Here is a 17905-nt window from a genome sequence, read left to right on the forward strand (position 1 = left end):
GCCGGGCGGTCACTTGCGCGTGGCTTCGTAGCGCGCCTTGGTCTCGGCATTGGGGGGATACAGGCCGGGCAGCGGCACGCCGCGCTCGACCTCGGTCATGATCCAGGCTTCCAGGCGTTCCTGCTCGACCGCGGCCTCCACCACGGCATCCAGCATGGCGGCCGGGATCACCACGGCGCCGTCCTGGTCGGCCACGATGATGTCACCGGGGATGACTGTGACGCCGCCGCAGCCGATGGTCTCCTGCCAGCCCACGAAGTTCAGCGCGGCGACGGAAGCGGGCGCCACATAGCCCTGGCAGAACACCGGCAGGCCGGTGCCGATCACGCCCGCGCCATCGCGCAGCACGCCGTCGGTGACCAGGCCGGCGACGCCCTTCTTGGCCATGCGCGCACACAGGATGTCGCCGAAGATGCCCGCGGCGGTGGAGGCCATCGCATCCGCCACCGCGACGCAGCCCTCCGGCATCTCCTCGATGGCCGCACGCGTGCTGCGCGGGGAGGACCAGGAATCGACGGTCGCGAGGTCCTCGCGCGTCGGCGTGAAGCGCAGCGTGAAGGCGGGGCCGACGATTCGCTTGCCGCTGCCCGGCACGATCGGGCGCGAGCCGGCGATGTAGCAGAAGCGCACGCCCTTCTTGAGCAGCACGGTGGTCAGCGTGGCGGTGCACACCCCTTCGAGGGCGGTCTTCTGGGCGGGGGTCATGGGCGTGTCTCCGGAGAACGAGAGCGCGTCCATCGCAGGGGGGGCGCCGCCCGGCAAGGGGGGGCCGGTCTGGGACCGTTTGGGAATGCCGGCACCGGCCCGCTCCCCCACCCGGCCACCCAACCAGGATGCTGCCGTCGCGCGAATAGCGCGCCTGCGGCGCGACGGGTGGCCGGGTGCGCGAGCCGGCCGGTGCCGGGCTGCAGACTGCGCCGCACGGCGCAGCCTCAAGCGGTCTGTCACGCGGGGGCCAGCACCCGGCGCGGCACCTGCACCAGCCCGGCCGGCGTCGCGCAGGCGAGGTCCTTCACCGCCTCGACGATCGCAAGCCCGGCATAGCGCGCGGGCCAGACCGCATGGCCCAGGCGTTCCCACCCCGCGCCGGCGCGCAGGCACGGCCCCCAGGGCGGCGTGAACAGCGCCGAATCGCGGTGTTCCACATGGAACATGTGGCGCGCGAGCAGGCGCGAGACCTGACCCGGCGAATAGGGATGCCCGTGCCCGAAGGGCGTATGCTCCATCTGCGCCCACAGCCCCCGCCGGTTCGCGACAACGACCAGCAGCCGGCCATCATCCTTCAGGATGCGCCAAGTCTCGCGCAGCAGGCGACGCGCGTTCTCGGCCATCTCGAGGCCATGGACCAGCAGGACGCGGTCGAAGGACAGGTCGGGGAAGGGCAGCGAATCCTCCTCCGCGACCAGGGCGCTGGCCGGGCCTTGCGCCGGATACCGCGCGAGGCCGAGCTGCGCGGGCGACAGCGCGATGCAGCGCGCCGCCTCGCCCCGCCAGAGGTCGAGGTAGGGCGCCGCATGGCCGATTCCGAGCACCGACTGGCCGGCCAGGCGGGGCCAGGTGCGTCGCAGCCGTTGCGCAAGCAACCGCCCCGCCGCGGCGCCGTTCGCCGATGCGTAGAATGTTCCGAGCCCGTGGACCTCGCCGCCCATGCGGAGGATATAGGGGTCCGCGTGGCGGGTTGGGATGCCCCCGCGCCCCGCCGGAGGAGTTACCGACCATGCCCCTGACCGTGACGCCGGTGCCGTGTCTTTCCGACAACTATGCCTGGCTGCTGCGGGCCTCGGATGGGCGCCTCGCGGTCTGCGACCCGGGCGAGGCCGACCCCGTGATCGCCGCCGCCGATGCCCTGGACGGGCGGATCGACACCATCCTGCTGACCCACCATCACGGCGACCACGTGGCCGGCGTGGCCGACCTGGTGAAGCGCTACGGCTGTACGGTGGTGGGGGCCGCGGCGGATGCGCACCGGCTGCCGAAGCTCGACCTCGCGGTGAAGCCCGGCGAGCGCTTCGAGCTGTTCGGCGTGCCGGTCGACGTGATCGCGAGCGATGGGCACACCCGCGGCCACATCGCCTTTCATTTGCCGGACTGCGCGATCCTGCTGTGCGGCGACACCCTGTTCTCGCTGGGCTGCGGACGGCTGCTGGAAGGCACCGCCGCCGAGATGTTCGACAGCCTGGCCGCGCTGGCCGCCCTGCCGCCCGAGACGCTGGTGTGCTGCGGCCACGAATACAGCGAGAGCAATGCCCGCTTCGCGCTCAGCATCGACCCCGACAACGCCGCGCTGCAGGCCCGCGCCGCCGAGATCGCGCGCCAGCGCACCGAGGGCCGGCCGACCCTGCCCACCACGATCGGCGAGGAAGCCGACGCCAACCCCTTCCTGCGCGCCGCCGATGTCGCCGCCCTGGCGCGCATCCGCGCCGCCAAGGACAATTTCCGCTGAAACGGACGATTCCACGATGAAGCTGCACCATTCCCCCGCCAGCCCCTATGTCCGCAAGGTGATGGCCTGCGCCATCGCGCGCGGCATCGACCACCGGATCGAGACGGTCGGCACCAACCCGCATGTCTCGCCGGCCGACCTGCTCGCCAGCAACCCGCTCTCCAAGGTGCCCGCGCTGGTCGCCGACGACGGCACCGCGATCTACGACAGCCCGGTGATCTGCGAATACCTGGATACGATCGGCGACGCACCCGCACTGTTTCCGCCGACCGGCAGCGCGGCCCGGCTGCGCGCGCAGATCATGCACGCCGCGGCCGATGGCATCCTGGATGCAGCGGTGGCGCGGCGGTTGAACATGCCGCACCCGCAGGATGAGGGACGAAAGGCCTTCGACGCGCGGCAGAAGGCGGCGGTGGAGCGCGCGCTGGACGTGCTGGAAGCGAACCCGCCCGCCGGCCTGGCCGATATCGGTGCCATCACGGTGGGGTGCGCGCTCGGCTATCTCGATTTCCGTTTCGCCGCCGAGCCGTGGCGCGCGGCGCACCCGAAGCTGGCCGCCTGGTTCGCCGAGGTCTCGACGCTGCCGCCGCTGTCGCGCACCGTGCCGGCGGCCTGATGATCGACCTGCGCGACCCGGCGGTCACGGCCGCGCAGGTCATCGCCGCGCTCGACCTGCGCCCGCACCCGGAGGGCGGGCATTACCGCGAGACCTGGCGCGACGCGCCGGCCGACGGGTCGCGCGGCGCGGGCACCGCCATCCTGTTCCTGCTGGCAGCGGATGAATTCAGCCACTGGCACCGCGTGGATGCGGCCGAGGGCTGGCACTGGCATGCCGGCGGGCCGCTCGCGCTGTCGATGTCGGCCGATGGGCATGACGCGCAGGCGATGCATCTGGGCCCGGACCTGTCGGCGCATCAGCGGCTGTTCGCGATGGTGCCGAAGGGGTGGTGGCAGTCGGCGGTTTCGCTCGGGCGCTGGACGCTGGTGGGGTGCACCGTCAGCCCCGCCTTCGACTTCGCGGGATTCGAGCTGGCACCGCCCGACTGGCGTCCGGTGCCGCGCGGCCGGCAGGGCTGACCCCGCTGCGAAAGACAGGAAAACGGATCGCGGCACGCGATCCGGGAGCGCACAGCGCGACCGCGCCCAGACCATCAGCCACGCCGGGCGGTCCAGTGCCCGGCGCGCAAGCCAAGCGCGCAGATGAGCACGCCCGGCGCCTGAGGGCGGAAAATGCGGCCGCACTGCGCGGCCGCAAGACTCAGCGCATCGGCAGCGCGTAGAGCAGCCCCCCATTGGTGTGCAGGCGGTTCGGCCCGCGCGGCAGCGCCACCGGCGTCGCCTCGCCCATGGTGCGTTCGTACAGCTCGCCGTAGTTCCCGATGGCGCGGATCGCGTTGTAGGCCCAGGCCGGATCGAGCTTCAGCGACTGGCCAAGCTCAGGCGTGACGCCCAGCAGCCGGCGCGTATTCGGATTGGTGCTGGTGCGGCGCTGCTCCTCGGCATTCGCCGCGGTCACGCCCTGTTCCTCCGCCTCGATGATGGCGGTGGTGAACCAGCGCACGATGTCGTGCCAGTTGTCGTCGCCGCGGCGGATATAGGCGCCGTAGGGTTCCTTGCTGAAGCGCTCGGGCAGCACGGTCCAGTCGGCCGGGCGCGGCATGGTCGACCGTACGGCTGCGAGCTGGGAGGCATCGGTGCCGAAGCTGTCGCAGCGCCCGGCGGACAGCGCCGCGGCCGCCTGGTCCGTGCGTTCGAAGACCACCGGCTGGAACGGCACGTTGACCGACCGGAAATAGTCCGCCGTGACCTGTTCGTTGGTGGTGCCCTGGATCAGGCAGATGGTGGCGCCCGCCATGTCGCGCACGCGCGTGACGCCGGCATTGGCGCGCACGATGAAGCCGTGCCCGTCATAGAAATAGGTGGTGACGTGGCGCAGGCCGAGCGTGGTGTCGCGCAGCATGGTCTGGGTGCTGGTGCGGAACAGGATGTCCACCTCGCCCGATCCCAGCGCGGTGAAGCGCGTGGAGGAGGACAGCGGGATGAAGCGCACCTTCGTCGGGTCGTTGAAGATGGCCGCCGCCAGGCCGCGGCACAGGTCGGCATCGAGGCCCTGCCACACGCCGCGGCTGTCGGGCAGCGCGAAGCCGGCAACGCCGGTGCCCACCCCGCAGTTCAGCGCGCCGCGTGCGCGGATGGCGTCGAGCGTCGGGCTCGGGATGTTGGATTGCGCCATGGCGGCGCCCGTGACGGTGGCGCAGGCAAGGATGAACGCGGCCGCAAGGCCTCGCTGGAACATGGTGAAACTCTCCTGTTGATGTCTCCCGTCGGGGATGGTCGCCGTGCGCTCACACAGGTGTCAATCTCGGACGACGCGGGAGGGACGCGCCCATGTATGACGGTTTTGCAATCTATCCGAGCCTCAAGGGGCGCGGTGTGCTGGTGACGGGCGGTGCCTCGGGCATCGGTGCGCAGATGGTCGCGCGCTTTGCGCAGCAGGGCGCGCGCGTGGCGTTCCTGGACTTCGACGCCGCCCATGGCGCGGAGGTGGCGGGCGCCAGCGGTGCGGTCTTCATCGCCTGCGACCTGCGCGACATCGATGAACTGCGCGCCGCGGTGGCGGAAGCCGCGACACGGGTCGGCGACATCACCGTGCTGGTGAACAACGCCGCCCGTGACGACCGGCACGCGCTGGAGACGGTGGAGCCCGACTACTGGGACGAACGCATGGCGACCAACCTTCGCCACCACTTCTTCTGCGCCCAGGCGGTGGTGCCGATGATGCGCCGCGCCGGTGGCGGGTCGATCATCAACCTCGGTTCGATCTCCTGGATGAACCGCGCCGGCGGCATGCCGGCCTATACCGCGGCGAAGGCGGCGGTGCGCGGGCTCACGCGCGGCCTGGCGCGCGACCTCGGCCCCGACCGGATCCGGGTGAACGAAGTGGTGCCCGGCTGGGTGCATACCGAACGGCAGAAGGCGCTGTGGCTGACGCCGGAGGCCGAGGCGCGCAGCCAGGCCAACCAGTGCCTGAAGGGCGCACTGCTGCCCGACGATATTGCGCGCATGGTGCTGTGGCTGGCGGCCGACGACAGCGCGATGGTCACGGCGCAGCACTTCGTGGTGGATGGCGGCAGCAACTGACGAGCGGCGCAGGTGCCGTCAGGCAGGCCCTACGCCTTCACCTCGTAGCCTTCCTCCTCGACCGCCATCGACACCACGTGGCGCGGCAGGATGGTGCTGGCCTGCACCGTGCCGGCGGCGACGTCGATCACCACCTTCGCGGCCGGGTCCTTCGCCTCGATCGCGGCGGTCACGGCCTGCGCGCAGTGGCTGCAGGACATACCCTCGACCTTCAGCGTGATGGTGGGGGGCGACGTCTTTTCCATGGCGGTCATTCCTTGGGCGGGCGGATCCCGATCGGATGACATCATCGGGTCGGGTCGAGATGTTTGTGAACGTGAATGGCAAAGCGCGGCGGCGCTAGCGTGCGAGGTCGTCCAGGATCGGGCAGTCGGGCCGGGCATCGCCATGGCAGTGCTCAGCGAGGTGGCGCAGACTTGCCGCCATGGCGTCGAGTGATCGTGCCTTTTCCTCGAGTGCCGCGACATGCGCCAGCGCAAGTTTCTTCACCTCGGCGCTGGCGCGGGCGCGATCATGCCACAGCGCCAGCAGCCGGCGCACATCCTCGAGCGGGAAGCCGAGGTCGCGCGCATGGCGGATGAAGCGCAGCACGGCCACGTCGCGCTCGACGTAGACGCGGTAGCCGTTGGCGCTGCGCGCGGCGCTGACCAGGCCGATCGCCTCGTAGTGCCGGATCATCTTGGCCGAGACGCCGCAGGCGGCGGCCGCTTCGCCGATATTCACCGTGCATCCTCCCGCGGGCGCCAGCGCGCCAGCCACAGCGCGCTCGCCATGACGCTGACCGAGGACAGCGCCATAGCCGCCCCCGCCACCACGGGCGAAAGCAGGCCCGCCGCGGCCAAGGGCAGCCCGATGATGTTGTAGCCAAAGGCCCAGGCCAGGTTCTGGCGGATCTTGCCCTGCGTTCGCCGCGCCACCTCGATGGCCGCGGGCACCAGGGCCGGGTCGCCGCGCAGCAGCGTGATGCCGGCCGCCGCGATCGCGACATCCGTGCCGGTGCCCATCGCAATGCCGAGATCCGCCTGCGCCAGCGCCGGGGCGTCGTTCACGCCATCGCCCACCATCGCCACGCGCTGGCCTTGCGCCTGCCAGGCGGCGATGCGCGCGGCCTTGTCGGCGGGCAGCACCTCGGCCGCCAGGTCGTCGATGCCCAGGCGCGTGGCGACGCCCTGCGCCGCCGCGCGCAGGTCGCCACTCAGCATGGCGGTGCGCAGGCCGGCGGCGTGCAGCGCGGCGATGGCGCCTGCCGCGCCGGGCTTCGGCGCGTCCTCGAAGGCCAGCAGCGCCAGCGCCGCGTCGCCCTCGATCAGCCAGGCCAGGCTGCGCCCGGCGGCGGCCTCGGCCGCAGCGGGGGCACCAAGGCCGGCAGCGACCGCGCCGCGTTCCGCCAGCAGGCGCGGGCTGCCCAGGGCCAGCCGCCGCCCCTCGACCACGCCCTCCACCCCGCGGCCGGGCAGCGCGCGGAAATCCTCGACCGGCGGCGGCGCGGCGGCTTCGGCGGCCGCGGCAGCGACCGCGCGGGCCAGCGGATGCTCACTGCCGGCCTGCAGCGCCGCGGCCAGGCGCAGCGCTTGCGCCGGCGCCACCCCTGCCGCCGGATGCAGCGCCACAAGCCGCGGCCGCCCTTCGGTCAGCGTGCCGGTCTTGTCGAAGGCGACCAGCGTGATGGCCTGCGCGCGCTCGATCGCCTCCATGTCGCGCACCAGGATGCCGGCGCGCGCCGCGGCGCCGGTCCCGGCCATGATCGCCGCCGGCGTGGCGAGGCCGAGCGCGCAGGGGCAGGCGATCACCAGCACCGAGACGGCGGTGATCACCGCCTGTTCCAGCCCTGCGCCGGCCGCCAGCCAGCCCGCCAGCGTCAGCGCGGCGATGCCCATCACCACCGGCACGAAGACGGCGCTGACCCGGTCCACCAGCTTCTGCACCGGCGCACGAGAGGCCTGCGCGGCCGCCACCAGCGCCGCGACGCGCGCGAGCATCGTCTCCTCGCCGATGGCGCGGACCTCGATCACCAGCCGGCCATCCAGCACGATGGTGCCGGTCGAGACCTGCGCGCCGGGGTCCTTCTCGACCGTGCGGCTTTCGCCGGTCAGGGCGCTCTCGTCGATGCCGCAGCTTCCCTCGCGGACCACGCCATCGGCCGGGATGCGTTCGCCCGGGCGCACCACGACAAGGTCGTGCACCGCCAGCGCGGCGGCGGGGACCTCGTGCTCGGTGCCGCCGTCGATGCGGCGTGCGGTGCGCGGCGCGAGGCCGAGCAGCGCCGCGATCGCCGCCCCCGTGGCGCGCCTGGCGCGGGTTTCGAGCCAACGGCCCAGCAGCACGAAGAACACCACCACCGCCGCCGCTTCGAAATACAGCGCATGGGCGTGGCCGCCGCCGTGGCGCAGCAGCAGGAACATGGACAGGCCCCAAGCGGCGCCGGTGCCGATCGCGACCAGCTGGTCCATGTTGCCGCTGCCCGCCCGCAGCGCGGCGAAGCCGGCGCGCCAGAAGCGCGCGCCCAGCCAGAACACCACCGGGGTCGCGAGCCCCGCCTGCACCCAGCCGCCGGGCATCCAATCCTGCCCCAGCGCCATGCCGGCCATGCCCAGCAGGAACGGGGCGCTCAACAGCGCCGCGGCCAACAGGTCGCGGGCTTCACGCGCCGCGGCCGCGTCCTCGCCACCGGCCCGGTCAGCCTGCACCAGCCGGTAGCCGGCGGCGACGAGTGCCGCGCCCAGCGCCGCCTCGGTGGTGCCGGCCACGGCGCGCAGATGCGCCTGTGCGGTCGCGAGGTTCACCTGGACCGACAGCACCCCCGGCACCCGTGCCAGCGCCCGTTCCACCCGCGCGACGCAGGACGCGCAGGTCATGCCGCCCACCGCGAGGTCGAGGATCGCCTCCGGCACGCGGTAGCCCGCCCCGGCCACCGCGTTGGCCAGGGTGCCAAGGTCCGCCTGGCCCATGACGGCGGCGCGGCCGGTGACGGGGTTCACCTCGGCCGCCGTGACGCCGGGCACCTTGAGCAGGGCGCGCCGGACCCGTCCCGCGCAGGCGGCGCAGGTCATGCCCTCGACCGGCAGAGCCAGGGCCGGGCGCGGCATGGCGGGCGACAGGTCGGGGGCGGGCGCTTCGGGCATGTCGGGTGGCAAGTGGCGCTTCCCATGATGGGAAGGTCAAGCCGCGGCGATTGACAGCCCCTCCCGGGATCGCGACATGGAGGTCACATGAACGTGCCACCCGTCCTGGCCCTGGCCCTGGTTCCGATGTTGATGCCGTACGCGCCGCTATTGGCGCAGACCCAGCCGATCCGCGTCGTGAACGCCGCCCCGGTGTCCGCGACCGGCCTCTACCTTGCGCCGACCGGCACCTCGTCCTGGGGTGGGAACCTGCTGGGGGTGCTGACCCTGCGGCCTGGCGCTTTCATGTCGGTGCAGCCGGGCGATGGCGGCGGCTGCCGCTTCGACGTGCGGCTGGTCCTGCGCGACGGGCGCGAGGCGCTGCGCAACGATGTCGATGTCTGCGCCGAACGGGTGATCACCATGGCCCCCGATGCCCCGCCCCCCACCGCCGATACGCCCGCGGCCACGGCCCGGCCGCCTGCCGTGCCGGGAGCACGGCCGTGACCGCCCCGGCCGCGCTGCTGCGCGCCGCCGCGCTCGGGGGGATCCTGCTGCTGCCCATGGCGCCGGCGCAGGCGCAGAACGAACCGGTGCGCTTCTTCAACCGCACTGCGCAGTCGGCCACCGCGCTGTATGTCGTGCGCAGCGGACATACCGCCTGGAGCGGCAACCTGCTCGGCCGCAACGTGCTGGCACCGGGGCAGTTCCTGTCGGTCCGCCTGGGCGAGGGCGCGGGCTGCCGCTTCGACATCCGCCTGGCCCTGGTGGATGGCACCGAGGTCCAGCGCCGCGACGCCGATGTCTGCGCGACGCGGTCTGTCGACCTGGCGCCGCAGCCTGCCCCGGCGGCGCCGGCCGTGACGGAAGCGCCACCGGCCAGCCCCGCGCCCACGCCGCAGCCGTGACGGCCGGCGGTGCGCCCGGGCCCGACCGGCCGCCGGCGCGATTGACTCGCCTGCACACGCCACCGACATGATGAGGCGCATGACGCGTCCCCTGATCCTAGGCCTGCTGCTGCTGCCCGCCCTGGCCGCGACTCCGGCGCTTGGGCAGACCGAGACCTTCCGCGTCTACAACCGCACCCCGGCCCCCGCGACAGCCCTGCACGCCGTGCGCAGCGGGCGCCCGGACTGGGGCAGCAACCTGCTGAACCGCGGGCCGCTGGCGCCCGGCGCCTTCTTTGCGCTGCGGCCCTCCGAGGCCGCCGGCTGCCGGTTCGACCTACGGATGGTGCTGGAAAGCGGCCAGGAGGTGGTCCGCCGCAACGCGGATATCTGCGCCGACCGGAATGTCGCGATGGCGCTGGCCCCCGCCGCCGCCCCGCCGCCGGTGGCGCAGCGCGCCCCGCCCGGCGCGCCCGCGCCCGATGGCAAGCCGGCACCGCTGCCCGGCGGCGTCGCGGCCGGCCCGGGCACCGCGCCTGGCGCCATGCCCGGACCGCGGCCCAACCCCAATGCGCGGGCATCGACCGGTACCGGCTTCGTGGTCGGCCCGGAGCAGGTGCTCACGAACCATCACGTCATCGAGGGCTGCTCGCGCATCCTGGTGCGCACCGCCGATGGCCGCACCATGCCGGGGCAGGTGCCCGCCGCGGATGCGCGCCGGGACCTCGCGCTGGTGCGCGTGGCCGGCAGCCCGGGGCCAGTGCTCGCCTTCCGCGCCAACCCGGTGCGCCGCGGGGAGAGTGTCGTGACCTATGGGTTTCCGCTGGCCGGCCTGCTTTCCTCCGGCCCGACCCTGACCACCGGGGAGGTCAGTGCGCTGGCCGGGCTGAACGACAATCCGACGCAGTTCCAGATCAGCGCGCCGGTACAGCAGGGCAATTCCGGCGGACCGCTGCTCGACCGTCAAGGCCATGTGATCGGTGTGATCGTGTCCAAGCTGAACGCCGCGCGCGTGGCGCAGCGTACCGGCGACATCCCGCAGAACGTGAACTTCGCGGTGAAGGGGACCGAGGCGGTGGACTTCCTGCGCCGCAATAACGTCACCCCCGTGCTGCGCGAAAGCCCGAGCGGCGAGCGTCCGGCGGTGGATGTGGGCGAACAGGCGCATGCGTCGACCGTGTTCATCCGCTGCGAGCGATAGCCGCCGGAGCACCGCGGCAGCCGTGCGGTTTCCCGTGGCCTGCGCGCGCGGGCCTGCGATATCGTCCGCGCCTGACGACCACGGAGCAGGACCTTGAACGTCAGGAAGGTTGCCTACACCAGCGAAGCCGCGTCCTACGCGGTATCCTACCGACAGGCGGCGCGGCGGGTGCGCCCCGTGGGCGGCAAGAACATCTGCACCATCATGATGTGGTCGCCGCGCACGCAGCTCAACCACGAATTCACCTTCGTCAGCGAACCGCCCGGCACCAAAGACGTGCCGAGCGCGCATTCCGAGATGGTGGGTGCGCGAGCGCTCAAGGCGGAATTCGACCTCGGTGCGCGGATCGTGTGGCTGTACACCGAGCGCCAGCCCTGCGGATCGGCGCAGGGGCACGCGAACTGCACCGCCAAGCTGCAGGCGCTGCTCGAGACCTATGGCGCGCAGGGCGCCGACACGCCGGTGTACTTCACCTTCGACTACCCGACCTGGGCCGACATCGAGTCCATCGTCTCGAGCGGTCTGATGTCGCACGAGGAGGCGGTCGAGATGGCCCGCGAAGCGTGCCAGTGCAGCACCGACTTCATCATCAACATGGACAAGACGATCGAGACGACGGTCCCGACCTGGGGCACCTAGAGCCGTTTCCGTTCGCCTTGGCTCACTGCAACCTCTCTAGACCTCTGTTTTCGCGAGCATCTGCACCCGATCAGATGATTCCATCTGATCGGGATCTGCTCTAGGCACGGGCCGGTCGATTCGACGAGGCAGCGGTGCGCGGCCAGGTCAGCCCACCGCCAACGCTGCCGCCACCTCCGCATGCTGGGCGAAGTCCGGCTCGGCGCGGTGTTCCTCGAGGAACTCGGCGAAGGCGCGGAAGGACCCGCGCGCGGCATCGGGACCGATCGCGCCCAACGCCTGCCAGAAGCGCAGCAGCACCAGCCAGGTGGCACAGACATCCGTCTCGCAATAGATCGCGACCTCGTCGCCGCGGCCCGCGGCCATGGCGGGTTCCACATCGGCGCCGTGCATGCCCGCCTTGGCGGTCAGCCCGACCAGCGCGGCGGCCTCGGCGAGCGACGGCATGGGTGATGCGCGGAAGCCCGACAACCGGTCGGCCAGGTCGATGTGGTCCGCGCCGTAGCGATAGCCGTAGTTGCGCCCGTTCGCGCCGTTCAGCGCCGGCATCGCGACCCCGGTGGCGATGGCGCGGTAGCGCAGCACCGGCAGGTCGAAGCCAGACGTGTTGAAGCCCGCGAGGATGGGCGCGGGGCGCGCCGCGACGGTGCGTTCGAACAGCGCCAGGATCTCGGCCTCGGCCGTATCGCCGGTGTGGCGGGCGGCCAGGCGGCGCACGCGCCAGGGTTCGTCATGGCCCTCGCGGTCCGCGACCAGCAGCGCCAGGCACGCCACCGCGTGCAGCGGCGGCTTCAGGAAGGCCGTGGCAGGATCCTGGCCATCGCGCGCATAGCGGGCGCCGAGGCGTTCGCGCAGCAGGGCATCGGGCAGGCCATCGGCCTCCGCGCCCATCAGCGCGCGGCCGGCAACGAGGTCGGGGACGGTCTCGATGTCGAAGACGACGACGCGATCCATGCGGGGCTCCTGTCGGGTGGATCATGCCCGCGACGGGCCCGCCCCCGCTACCGCCGCAGGCGCAGCGCGAGCAGACCGCAGAACAGCGCGAGCAGCCCCCAGAATCCCCCCAGCGCCACCGCCGGACCGAAGGCATCCACCGCCAGGCCCGTGAGCAGCGGCGGCACGCAGAAGCCCAGATGCGCGATCAGGAACACGCCGGCAGCGGCGCGCGCCCGATCCTCGCCCGAGGCTGCCTCGCTCGCGCCCGCCAGCGCCCCCACGAACAGGAAGCCATAGGCTGCGCTGCCGACCAGCGCGCCGCCCGCCAGCAACAGCGGCAGGAAGGCGGTAAGCGTGCCGACCACCACCAGCCCCGCCCCCGCCACCAGCACGGGCAGGCCGATCAGCGACGAACGGCGCGCCGGCAGCCGCCCGATCGCCTGCTGTACCGCCGTCCCGGCCAGGATCATGAAGCAGACCGCGATCGGCCCAAGGCGCGGATACCCCGCCGCGGCCAGCGCGCTCGGCACCGACGTGATGGTCACGCCCGTGACGCCCCAAGCCGCGAACATCCCGAACGACCCCGCCACCGTACCGCGCGGGAAGGCCGGCACGCGCAGCCAGGCGACGCGTTCGTGCGGGCGGCGGTCCGGCAGGCGCAGCACCACGATGGCGAGCAGCGCGCAGCCGGCGATGTGCAGCCAGAACGTCACGGGCGGTTCGGAATCGCCCAGCAGCCACAGCGCGAACAGCGTGAACAGCGCACCCGCGCCGTAGGACCCGGCGGTGGCGAAGGCGGTGACGCGCGCGGCCTGGCGCCCGGCCTCGGGCCCGCCGGCGAGCTCGGCCGCCCAGGCCGTGGCGCCGCCGGCCACCAGGCCGATCGCGAGCCCCTGCAGCATGCGCGCGACACCGAGCGCCACCAGCCCCGGTGCCACCACCAGCGCCAGTGTGGACAGGCCCGCCAGCAGCAGCGCGGCCAGCACGCAGGGCTTGCGCCCGATCCGGTCGGACAGCCCGCCCAACAGCGGCGCGGTGACGATCAGCGTGGCGGCATAGGCAATGAAGGCCGCGGCCAGGCCCGAGGCGCCACCGCCATCACGCGCCGCGTAGGTGGTGAACAGCGGCATCGCCAGCGTGGTCGAGAAGCCGATGGCGAAGACCGCGCCGCCGACGGCGAGGACGGCTCCACCAATCGCACTGACGCCGGGGGTCTGGGGCACGCGGGCAGGATCAGGCGGTGCGGGTGGCGCGTCAACGCGTCGGGCGCCGCGTCAGCGCGGCGACACACCGGGCGCCGCGTCAGCGCGGCGACGCGGGGGGTTCCGGCGCGCGGCCGCGCGGGGCAGGATCATGCGCGAACCCGGAGGAAGCAGCATGTCCAAGGTCATCATCACCTGTGCCGTCACGGGTGCGATCCACACGCCGTCCATGTCGGAACACCTGCCGATCACGCCACAGCAGATCGCCGAGCAGTCGATCGCGGCCGCCGAGGCCGGCGCCTCGATCATCCACCTGCACGCGCGCGACCCGATCGACGGCCGCCCGACGCCCGACCCTGCGGTGTTCATGCAGTTCCTGCCGGTGATCAAGCAATCCACCGACGCGGTCATCAACATCACGACCGGCGGCGGGCTCGGGATGTCGCTGGATGAACGCCTGGCCGCGCCGCTGCTGGCGAAGCCGGAGATGTGCAGCCTCAACATGGGCTCGATGAACTTCAACATCGCGCCGTCGGCCGCGCGGGTGAAGGCCTTCAAGCACGACTGGGAGAAGCCCTACCTGGAGGGCACCACCAACTACATCTTCCGCAACACCTTCCAGGATATCGAGCAGGTGGTGGAACGGCTCGGCAAGGGCCACGGCACGCGCTTCGAATTCGAATGCTACGATGTGGGGCACCTGTACAACCTCGCGCACATGCTCGACCGCAAGGTGGTCGAGCCGCCGCTGTTCACGCAGACCATCTTCGGCATCCTGGGCGGCATCGGCGCGGAACATCGCAACCTGATGTTCATGAAGGAGACCGCGGACAGGCTGTTCGGCGATGCCTATGTCTGGTCGGTGCTGGCAGCCGGGCGCCACCAGATGCCCTTCGTGACCATGGCGGCGATGATGGGCGGCAACGTCCGCGTCGGGCTCGAGGACAGCCTGTGGATCGGCAAGGGCAAGGCGGCAACGTCGAATGCCGAGCAGGTGTCGAAGATCCGCCGCATCCTGGAAGACCTGTCGATGGAGGTCGCGACGCCTGCGGAAGCGCGGGCGATGCTGAAGCTGAAGGGTGGCGACCTGGTCGGCTTCTGAGGCGCCGGCTTGGCGGCGCCGGTCAGGCCACGGTGATGCGCTCCACCCGCGTGAGCCAACACCCCGGCCGCGCCGTGTGGATGTTCACATAGGCCACGCGCGGGTCATCGATCCGCGCGCGCAGCGCCGCCTCCGCCTCCTGGCCCGGCACCACCACACCAAGGTCGTACAGGCACATCCCCTCCGCATCGTAATGGCGCAGGCTGACGATGCTGTTCACCACCACCGTCTCGGGCAGCCCATCCTCGACCGGCGCGCCGCCGCAGTCCTGCGCGTGCAGAAACACCGGCGAGGGCGTCCAGTAGGGCCCCTGCGGCAGCGGCAGGTCCCACGATGCCAGAAGCATCGTCTCACCAGGCCGGCCCAACCGCAGGCAGGCGCGGCAGGGAAAGCCCGGCCCGTCGACGGGGCGGACATGCACCGCCCCGCCGCGATCGTCGCGAAGCGTGGTGCGGAAGCGGGCGGCGGATGGGGCATCCATCGGGATGCAGCGGAAGCGTGTGCTCATGGCGCGATCCTGGCGCAGCGCGCGGCCCGGCGCCTTCCGCCCGTTGCGCCCATACACGGCACCGCGCCCGCATCGTCTCCGATGCGGGCGCGGGCCAGGCGCTTTCCCCCGGGCGGGCGCCGCGGCAGGGGGCAACAAGCCGCGGAGGGAATTCACGCCCGCCGGGGGCGCGCGAGGGTCACCGCATGGCGGCGATGTCGATCACCTCAGCGGCGGGCATCCCCGTCACCGCACCGGTCGCGCTTGCCGCGCCGGTCTCGAGGTTCACGCTGTGCAGCGTCCCGCCGGCCAGCAGGAAGCCCATGTTGGCACCGCCCTCGCCCGGCAGGATGTCGAAGGCGACACCCGGCGGCAGCATGGCCGCCACTTCGCCGCGCGGCTGCTGCACACCGTCATTCGGCGGCGCCTGCAGGTTGAAGGTGCGGGTCAGCGTGTCGATGGTGTAGAGCGCCGTCGCGGTCGCACCCGCCATGCTGTTGGTGTAAGCGCCGGCGGTGACGCGCGGCGCCTGTTCGGCGAAGGGCGTGCCGGCGGCGAACTTCAGCTGCCCGTCGCGCACCGCCTCGCCGGTCTCGACATTCACGCGCAGATTGATGCCGTTCATGCCCATCACGCGCAGGCGGTTGGCGACCGGGTTGAAGTCCACCACGGCGCGGCCGCCGGGCTGGAATTCGGTGTTGAGGCGGCTGACCTGGGTGGCGCGGCCATTCGCCGGGTCGATCGTCACGATCTGCCCGCGCTCGGTCACGCCATAGATGCGGCCATCCTGCGGGCGCTGGTCGATGCCCATCACGCGGCCATCGGCGCCGGTGATGCGGACGGGAGCGGACGCGCGACGCGTCTCGCTGTCGATGCGCACCAGCGCATTGTCGGCCGTCAGGCCCAGCAGCGTGGCGGCCTGGAGCGGCGCAGCGGCCGCGACCATGCCGAAGGCGGCGAGCGTCAGGCGAAGGGGAGTCGTCATGGCGGTCTCTCCGTGGGTTGGAACGAGGCCGCCATCGGCCCCGCTGACCGCCTTACGGAGCCCCGCCGCGGATGGATGCAGTTGTGCGATCACGAAATCGCGCGCCACCCGGAAGGGCGCGGGACACACGCGCTGACGTCAGGGGGCAGGCAGCACCACGATGGTCACGGTGCGCGACGGCGGTTCGGCCGCGCGCACGCGCGGGCTGAACTGCGCGCTGCGGGCCTCGGCGCGCAGGCGGTCGCGCTCGATGCCGCGGGTCGACAGCGCCTGGGCAACCGCGCGTGCGCGCTCGGCCGCCAGGCGGATCGATGTGGTGGCGCCGCCCTCCTGCCCGGCATGGCCCAGCAGGCAGGCAACGCGGTCGGGATTGGCGCGCATGAGTTCCTCGACCGCCGCGAGCGGCGTGCGCGCCGCATCACTCACCCGCGCATTGCCGCGGGCGAAGGGCACGGAGAAGACGTCATCCTCGATGCGTTCGGCGCCAACGCAGTTGAAGGGGCGGATCTGCGCGGCGGCCGGGCCGGCCAGCAGCACGAAGGCGAGGACCAGGCGGATCATGCCGCGAGCACGCCGGCCTGGCGCAGCCGCGCGATCAGCGCCCCCGCGTCGCAGCCGGGATGCGCGCCGCGCAGTTCCGCCTCCGTCACCGCGGGGCGGGTGACAATCCAGGCGGCGGCCTCCACCTCTGGCAGGGTCAGCGCGACGATGCCCGACGGCGTGCGCAGCCCGAATTCGTTGCCGCGCCTGACCGGCTTCGCCTCCGCCACGACGCGGAAGGCTGGGCCGGCGGGCGCGGCGTCGGCCGGTGCGTCCGCGCGCGCCGCGAGCAGGTCGTAGCCGCCGCGCTGGAAGCGATAGTCGCGCACGAAGCTGGCCACCACCTCCTGCACCTTCGGATCGCGCGCCAGCGCCGCAAGCCGGTCGCCCAGCAGCGCGCTGCGCATCGCCAGCGCCTCGCGCGACGCGGCGCTGCCATCCTGGCGGGGCAGCGGCTTGCGGAACTCGGCGTCATACAGCGCGCGTTCCACCAGCACGTTCAGCACATCCATGCCCAGCGGCGCGTGCACGCCATACGCCACATGGACGGAGTTCGGCGCCTCGGCCAGGGCGTCGTGGTACCAGCCGCGCGGCAGGTACAGGATGTCGCCCTTCTTCAGGTGCACCTGGCCGCGCAGCGCGCCCTTCGCCTGGTCGTGGTGGTCCTGCTTCTGGCCACGGAATGCGGGGTGCGGGATCGGCCATTCGGCGCGGCCTTCCCAGATGTTCCAGGTCTTCTCGCCTTCGACCTGCACGGCCCAGACGTCGTGGGTGTCGTAGTGCGAATGGAACGCCTTGTGCGACTGGAACGAGATGTAGACGTTGGCCTGCGCCTTGCCGAAGCCCGCGCCTTCCAGCGCGTCCGACACGGCGGCCAGCCCCGGCGTGAGGCTGTCCACGTCGTTCATCACGACCGAGGCGCCGCGGCGCACCCAGTCCTGCACCTTGGCGGCGACAGGCTGCAGCACCTGCGCACCATCGCGCGAGACCGCCTTGACGCTGTAGGCCGCGGGCGGCACCGGCGCACTGTCGAGCACCAGCTTCAGGCTGGTCTCGGTCCAGACATGCGTCATGTCGAGCAGCCGGTTGATGCCCGCCCAGTCGAGCACGCCGGCGAACTTGTCCGGCCTGCCCTGGATGTGCAGCGGCGCACGGTCGTAGTGCTCGGCGAGGAACCGTTCGGGCGTGACCGGTGCGAGCAGGTCCTGCAACGTCATCTTCATGGGACGCATCCTAGCGTG

At 72.4% G+C, this 17905-nt stretch carries 21 protein-coding genes; 9 read left to right on the plus strand and 12 right to left on the minus strand.

Annotation, left to right across the window (positions count from 1 at the left end):
- Positions 1–9: 9 nt before the first annotated feature.
- Together MWM08_RS23125 and MWM08_RS23130 are read right to left on the minus strand one after the other, a co-directional pair.
- Complete coding sequence (locus tag MWM08_RS23125; protein ID WP_244408870.1) at positions 10–705, minus strand: ribonuclease activity regulator RraA; 696 nt, start codon at positions 703–705, stop codon at positions 10–12.
- A gap of 239 nt (positions 706–944) precedes the next feature.
- Entirely contained in the window at positions 945–1649 is a 705-nt protein-coding gene (locus tag MWM08_RS23130) for a class I SAM-dependent methyltransferase (protein WP_244408872.1), read from the minus strand.
- Between the two features lie 68 nt (positions 1650–1717).
- On the opposite strand from MWM08_RS23130, the gene gloB reads away from it, so the two are divergent.
- The 3 genes from gloB to MWM08_RS23145 are packed head-to-tail and all read left to right on the plus strand — an operon-like array spanning position 1718 to position 3520.
- Entirely contained in the window at positions 1718–2443 is a 726-nt protein-coding gene (gloB, locus tag MWM08_RS23135) for a hydroxyacylglutathione hydrolase (RefSeq protein ID WP_244408873.1), read from the plus strand.
- Between the two features lie 16 nt (positions 2444–2459).
- A complete protein-coding gene (locus MWM08_RS23140) occupies positions 2460–3059 on the plus strand; it encodes a glutathione S-transferase family protein (protein ID WP_244408874.1) in 600 nt (199 codons plus the stop codon).
- Complete coding sequence (locus MWM08_RS23145) at positions 3059–3520, plus strand: cupin domain-containing protein (RefSeq protein WP_244408875.1); 462 nt, start codon at positions 3059–3061, stop codon at positions 3518–3520. The genes MWM08_RS23140 and MWM08_RS23145 overlap by 1 nt, the downstream gene beginning before the upstream one ends.
- Before the next feature lie 181 nt (positions 3521–3701).
- On the opposite strand, the gene MWM08_RS23150 is transcribed toward MWM08_RS23145, so the two are convergent.
- Positions 3702–4739 (minus strand): amino acid ABC transporter substrate-binding protein, encoded by a 1038-nt coding sequence (locus MWM08_RS23150; protein ID WP_244408876.1) that lies wholly within the window; start codon positions 4737–4739, stop codon positions 3702–3704.
- Between the two features lie 92 nt (positions 4740–4831).
- On the opposite strand from MWM08_RS23150, the gene MWM08_RS23155 reads away from it, so the two are divergent.
- The gene (locus MWM08_RS23155; RefSeq protein WP_244408877.1) at positions 4832–5584 is read left to right on the plus strand and encodes an SDR family NAD(P)-dependent oxidoreductase; all 753 of its coding nucleotides are present in this window, start codon (positions 4832–4834) and stop codon (positions 5582–5584) included.
- A 29-nt stretch (positions 5585–5613) separates the two neighbouring features.
- Here the strand turns inward: MWM08_RS23155 and MWM08_RS23160 are convergent, their stop codons facing one another.
- The 3 genes from MWM08_RS23160 to MWM08_RS23170 all read right to left on the minus strand — a co-directional run bounded on the left by MWM08_RS23160 (position 5614) and on the right by MWM08_RS23170 (position 8706).
- The gene (locus MWM08_RS23160) at positions 5614–5829 is read right to left on the minus strand and encodes a heavy-metal-associated domain-containing protein (protein ID WP_244408878.1); all 216 of its coding nucleotides are present in this window, start codon (positions 5827–5829) and stop codon (positions 5614–5616) included.
- A gap of 94 nt (positions 5830–5923) precedes the next feature.
- On the minus strand, positions 5924–6307 hold the full coding sequence (gene cueR, locus MWM08_RS23165; RefSeq protein ID WP_244408879.1) for a Cu(I)-responsive transcriptional regulator: 384 nt from the start codon (positions 6305–6307) through the stop codon (positions 5924–5926).
- Complete coding sequence (locus MWM08_RS23170; protein ID WP_279323219.1) at positions 6304–8706, minus strand: heavy metal translocating P-type ATPase; 2403 nt, start codon at positions 8704–8706, stop codon at positions 6304–6306. Before MWM08_RS23170 ends, cueR begins: the two co-directional genes overlap by 4 nt.
- A gap of 87 nt (positions 8707–8793) precedes the next feature.
- Here MWM08_RS23170 and MWM08_RS23175 point away from each other — a divergent pair, with 87 nt between their 5' ends.
- The 4 genes from MWM08_RS23175 (at position 8794) to MWM08_RS23190 (ending at position 11412) form a co-directional block, all read left to right on the plus strand.
- The gene (locus MWM08_RS23175; protein ID WP_244408880.1) at positions 8794–9192 is read left to right on the plus strand and encodes a hypothetical protein; all 399 of its coding nucleotides are present in this window, start codon (positions 8794–8796) and stop codon (positions 9190–9192) included.
- The gene (locus MWM08_RS23180) at positions 9189–9593 is read left to right on the plus strand and encodes a hypothetical protein (RefSeq protein WP_244408881.1); all 405 of its coding nucleotides are present in this window, start codon (positions 9189–9191) and stop codon (positions 9591–9593) included. The genes MWM08_RS23175 and MWM08_RS23180 overlap by 4 nt, the downstream gene beginning before the upstream one ends.
- A 79-nt stretch (positions 9594–9672) precedes the next feature.
- Positions 9673–10773, plus strand: coding sequence for a S1C family serine protease (locus MWM08_RS23185; protein ID WP_244408882.1), 1101 nt, complete (start codon positions 9673–9675; stop codon positions 10771–10773).
- Positions 10774–10866: 93 nt separating this feature from the next.
- Positions 10867–11412: a hypothetical protein gene (locus MWM08_RS23190; RefSeq protein ID WP_244408883.1), complete on the plus strand. Its 546-nt coding sequence runs from the start codon at positions 10867–10869 to the stop codon at positions 11410–11412.
- Positions 11413–11559: 147 nt separating this feature from the next.
- On the opposite strand, the gene MWM08_RS23195 is transcribed toward MWM08_RS23190, so the two are convergent.
- Positions 11560–12366, minus strand: a complete 807-nt coding sequence (locus tag MWM08_RS23195) for a 3'-5' exonuclease (RefSeq protein WP_244408884.1) — start codon at positions 12364–12366, stop codon at positions 11560–11562.
- A 47-nt stretch (positions 12367–12413) separates the two neighbouring features.
- Entirely contained in the window at positions 12414–13571 is a 1158-nt protein-coding gene (locus MWM08_RS23200) for an MFS transporter (RefSeq protein WP_244408885.1), read from the minus strand.
- Positions 13572–13725: 154 nt separating this feature from the next.
- On the opposite strand from MWM08_RS23200, the gene kce reads away from it, so the two are divergent.
- Positions 13726–14652 carry a 3,5-dioxohexanoate:acetyl-CoA acetone transferase gene (kce, locus tag MWM08_RS23205; protein ID WP_244408886.1) on the plus strand — a complete coding sequence of 309 codons (927 nt, stop codon included), beginning with the start codon at positions 13726–13728 and terminating at the stop codon, positions 14650–14652.
- 22 nt (positions 14653–14674) lie between these two features.
- On the opposite strand, the gene MWM08_RS23210 is transcribed toward kce, so the two are convergent.
- The 4 genes from MWM08_RS23210 to MWM08_RS23225 all read right to left on the minus strand — a co-directional run bounded on the left by MWM08_RS23210 (position 14675) and on the right by MWM08_RS23225 (position 17887).
- Positions 14675–15160, minus strand: coding sequence for a DUF1203 domain-containing protein (locus MWM08_RS23210; RefSeq protein ID WP_244408887.1), 486 nt, complete (start codon positions 15158–15160; stop codon positions 14675–14677).
- Positions 15161–15338: 178 nt separating this feature from the next.
- Positions 15339–16124, minus strand: coding sequence for a DUF4394 domain-containing protein (locus MWM08_RS23215; RefSeq protein ID WP_244408888.1), 786 nt, complete (start codon positions 16122–16124; stop codon positions 15339–15341).
- Between the two features lie 138 nt (positions 16125–16262).
- Complete coding sequence (locus tag MWM08_RS23220; RefSeq protein WP_244408889.1) at positions 16263–16685, minus strand: OmpA family protein; 423 nt, start codon at positions 16683–16685, stop codon at positions 16263–16265.
- A complete protein-coding gene (locus MWM08_RS23225; RefSeq protein WP_244408890.1) occupies positions 16682–17887 on the minus strand; it encodes a cupin domain-containing protein in 1206 nt (401 codons plus the stop codon). Before MWM08_RS23225 ends, MWM08_RS23220 begins: the two co-directional genes overlap by 4 nt.
- Positions 17888–17905: the final 18 nt, after the last annotated feature.

It is taken from the genome of Roseomonas fluvialis, from assembly GCF_022846615.1.
GTDB lineage: Bacteria > Pseudomonadota > Alphaproteobacteria > Acetobacterales > Acetobacteraceae > Neoroseomonas > Neoroseomonas fluvialis.